Raw genomic sequence first — 4103 nt, forward strand, 5'->3', positions numbered from 1 at the left:
CCGACCCGCCCGGCCCCTTCGCAGCCCCCGCCCGGCCCCTTCGCACCTCCCGCCCGGCCCCTTCGCAGCCCGCGCCCGGCCCCTTCGCACCTCCCGCCCGGCTCCTTCGTCACTCCCGGCGCGCTCGGCGCCTGTTTGCGGTATGCGACCTTCCGGTACTCGAAAACTCCCCGCGTAAGGCGACGTGTTGTCCCGGCTCTGCCTTCACCGGGACCCAAGGCTGGGATGCTTGGCTGAGTCAGGTGGTGCGTGAACGAGTGGACGCGGGAGCTGCTGAGTCGTGGAAGACAGGGTGCGGGTGGTCATCGCCGAGGATTCAGTGCTGCTGCGTGAGGGCCTGACCCGGTTGCTGACCGACCGGGGGCATGACGTCGTGGCAGGCGTCGGGGACGCGGAGGCCCTGATCAAGACGGTGGCGGACCTGGCGGCGGAGGGCGCGCTGCCGGATGTGGTGGTGGCGGACGTACGGATGCCGCCGACCCACACCGACGAGGGTGTGCGGGCGGCCGTGCGGCTGCGCCGCGACCACCCCGGGATAGGTGTGCTCGTACTGTCCCAGTACGTGGAGGAGCAGTACGCCACCGAGCTGCTGGCCGGGTCCAGCACCGGGGTGGGGTATCTGCTCAAGGACCGGGTGGCCGAGGTGCGGGAGTTCCTGGACGCGGTGGTGCGGGTGGCCCGGGGCGGTACGGCCCTGGACCCCGAGGTCGTCGCCCAGCTCCTGGGTCGCAGCCGGAAGCAGGACGTACTCGCGGGCCTGACCCCGCGCGAGCGCGAGGTGCTCGGGCTGATGGCCGAGGGCCGGACGAATTCCGCCGTGGCGAAGCAGCTGGTCGTGAGCGACGGCGCGGTGGAAAAGCACGTCAGCAACATCTTCATGAAGTTGGGTCTTTCGCCGAGTGACGGGGATCACCGGCGAGTACTGGCCGTTCTCACCTACCTGAAATCTTGATCGACTGACACTCTGTCAGATATGGCATACCGGCAGGGTCGTCTCAAGGGGCGGTCCTACGGTCCAGAATGTGACCGCTTCCGAGGGCCTTGATCCCTACCGTCGTAGGGTGGGTTCCGGGGGGTCACGCCTCGAAGGAGGTCCAGTTCAGTGACCAGCCAGGTCAGCAGCCCAGCCGAGCAGGCCGACGGGGCCGGGGGTGCGGTTGTCGGTGGACAGCGCATCCCGGAGAGCCCGGGCGGCAAGGAAGTGCGCCGCCTCGATCGTGTGATCATCCGATTCGCGGGTGACTCCGGTGACGGTATGCAACTCACCGGTGACCGCTTCACCTCGGAGACGGCGTCCTTCGGGAACGACCTGTCGACGCTGCCGAACTTCCCCGCCGAGATCCGCGCCCCCGCCGGGACGCTGCCGGGCGTCTCCTCCTTCCAGCTCCACTTCGCCGACCACGACATCCTCACCCCCGGCGACGCCCCGAACGTTCTGGTGGCGATGAACCCGGCGGCCCTGAAGGCGAACATCGCGGACCTTCCGCGCGGCGCGGAGATCATCATCAATACGGATGAGTTCACCAAGCGCCCCATGGCCAAGGTCGGCTACGCCACCTCGCCGCTGGAGGACGGCTCCCTCGACGCCTACAGCCTGCACCCGGTGCCGCTCACCACGCTGACGGTCGAGGCCCTGAAGGACTTCGGGCTGTCCCGCAAGGAGGCCGAGCGCAGCAAGAACATGTTCGCGCTGGGCCTGCTGTCGTGGATGTACCACCGCCCCACCGAGGGCACCGAGAAGTTCCTGCGGCAGAAGTTCGCGAAGAAGCCCGAGATCGCCGAGGCGAACGTCGTCGCCTTCCGGGCCGGCTGGAACTTCGGGGAGACCACCGAGGACTTCGCCGTCTCCTACGAGGTCGCCCCCGCCACCCGCGCGTTCCCCACCGGCACCTACCGCAACATCTCCGGGAACCTGGCGCTCTCCTACGGTCTCGTCGCCGCGAGCCAGCAGGCCGACCTGCCCCTCTACCTGGGCTCCTACCCGATCACCCCGGCCTCGGACATCCTGCACGAGCTGGCGAGGCACAAGAACTTCGGCGTACGGACCTTCCAGGCCGAGGACGAGATCGCCGGCATCGGCGCGGCGCTCGGCGCGGCCTTCGGCGGCGCGCTCGGGGTGACCACCACCTCCGGGCCCGGTGTGGCGCTCAAGTCGGAGGCGATCGGCCTCGCGGTGTCGCTGGAGCTTCCGCTGCTGATCGTGGACATCCAGCGCGGCGGCCCCTCCACCGGGCTGCCGACCAAGACGGAGCAGGCGGACCTCCTCCAGGCCATGTTCGGCCGCAACGGCGAGGCCCCCGTCCCGATCGTGGCGCCGCGGACCCCCGCGGACTGCTTCGACGCCGCACTCGACGCGGCCCGGATCGCGCTCACCTACCGGACCCCGGTCTTCCTGCTCTCCGACGGCTACCTCGCCAACGGATCCGAGCCCTGGCGGATCCCCGAGGTCGCCGACCTGCCCGACCTGAAGGTCAAATTCGCGACCGGCGCGAACCACACCCTCTCCGACGGCACCGAGGTGTTCTGGCCGTACAAACGGGACCCGGAAACCCTCGCCCGGCCCTGGGCCGTCCCCGGCACCCCCGGCCTCGAACACCGCATCGGCGGTATCGAGAAGCAGGACGGCACCGGCAACATCTCCTACGACCCGGCCAACCACGACCTCATGGTCCGCACCCGCCAGGCCAAGGTCGACGGCATCCGGGTCCCCGACGTCGACGTCGACGACCCGGACGGGGCCACCACCCTGGTCCTGGGCTGGGGATCCACCTACGGCCCCATCACCGCGGCCGTCCGCCGGCTGCGGAACACCGGACTCCCCATCGCCCAGGCCCACCTGCGCCACCTCAACCCCTTCCCCAGGAATCTCGGCGAGGTCCTGGAGCGTTACGAGAAGGTAGTGGTGCCGGAGATGAACCTCGGGCAGCTCGCCACCCTGATCCGGGCGAAATACCTGGTCGACGCGCAGTCGTACCACCAGGTCAACGGAATGCCGTTCAAGGCGGAGCAGCTCGCCACGGTCCTCAAGGAGGCCATCGATGACTGAGGTGACAGAAGGGGAGCGGACCCTGCTCTCGCTGGTACCGAAGGCCGAGAGCAAGCAGTCGATGAAGGACTTCAAGTCGGACCAGGAGGTCCGCTGGTGCCCCGGATGCGGGGACTACGCCGTGCTGGCCGCCGTTCAGGGCTTCATGCCCGAACTGGGCCTCGCGAAGGAGAACATCGTCTTCGTCTCGGGCATCGGCTGCTCCTCCCGCTTCCCGTACTACATGAACACGTACGGGATGCACTCCATCCACGGCCGCGCCCCGGCGATCGCCACCGGCCTCGCCACCTCCCGCCGCGATCTGTCCGTCTGGGTGGTCACGGGCGACGGCGACGCGCTGTCGATCGGCGGCAACCACCTCATCCACGCCCTGCGCCGCAACGTCAACCTGAAGATCCTCCTGTTCAACAACCGGATCTACGGGCTGACCAAGGGCCAGTACTCCCCCACGTCCGAAATCGGCAAGATCACCAAGTCGACGCCGATGGGCTCGCTCGACGCGCCCTTCAACCCGGTGTCGCTGGCGATCGGAGCCGAGGCCTCCTTCGTCGCCCGGACCGTCGACTCCGACCGCAAGCACCTCACGGAGGTCCTGCGCCGGGCGGCCGACCACCAGGGCACGGCGCTCGTGGAGATCTACCAGAACTGCAACATCTTCAACGACGGCGCCTTCGAGGTCCTCAAGGACAAGGACCAGGCCCAGGAAGCCGTGATCCGGCTGGAGGACGGCCAGCCGATCCGCTTCGGCACGGACAACGCCAAGGGTGTCGTACGCAACCCGGCCACCGGGGACCTGGAGGTCGTCGAGGTCACCGCGGCCAACGAGGCGCGGATCCTGGTGCACGACGCGCACAACGCCAGCGCCACCACCGCCTTCGCGCTCTCCCGCCTCGCCGACCCCGACACGCTGCACCACACCCCGATCGGAGTGTTCCGCAGCGTGGAGCGGCCCGTCTACGACACCCTCATGGCCGACCAGCTCGACGCGGCCATCGACCGCAGCGGCAAGGGCGACCTCGGGGCGCTGCTGACCGGCAACGACACCTGGACCGTCGTC

At 69.1% G+C, this 4103-nt stretch carries 3 protein-coding genes; all 3 read left to right on the forward strand.

The features are described from left to right. The first annotated feature begins 292 nt into the window (after positions 1-292). Positions 293-952: a response regulator transcription factor gene (locus ACWGIU_RS31655; RefSeq protein ID WP_150262025.1), complete on the forward strand. Its 660-nt coding sequence runs from the start codon at positions 293-295 to the stop codon at positions 950-952. Between the two features lie 150 nt (positions 953-1102). After that, the gene (locus ACWGIU_RS31660) at positions 1103-3046 is read left to right on the forward strand and encodes a 2-oxoacid:acceptor oxidoreductase subunit alpha (RefSeq protein WP_453711555.1); all 1944 of its coding nucleotides are present in this window, start codon (positions 1103-1105) and stop codon (positions 3044-3046) included. Then, positions 3039-4103 (forward strand): 2-oxoacid:ferredoxin oxidoreductase subunit beta (locus tag ACWGIU_RS31665; protein WP_453711556.1); only part of this gene is annotated, 1065 nt, incomplete at its 3' end. The genes ACWGIU_RS31660 and ACWGIU_RS31665, both read left to right, overlap by 8 nt.

It is taken from the genome of Streptomyces sp. NPDC054840, from assembly GCF_053611065.1.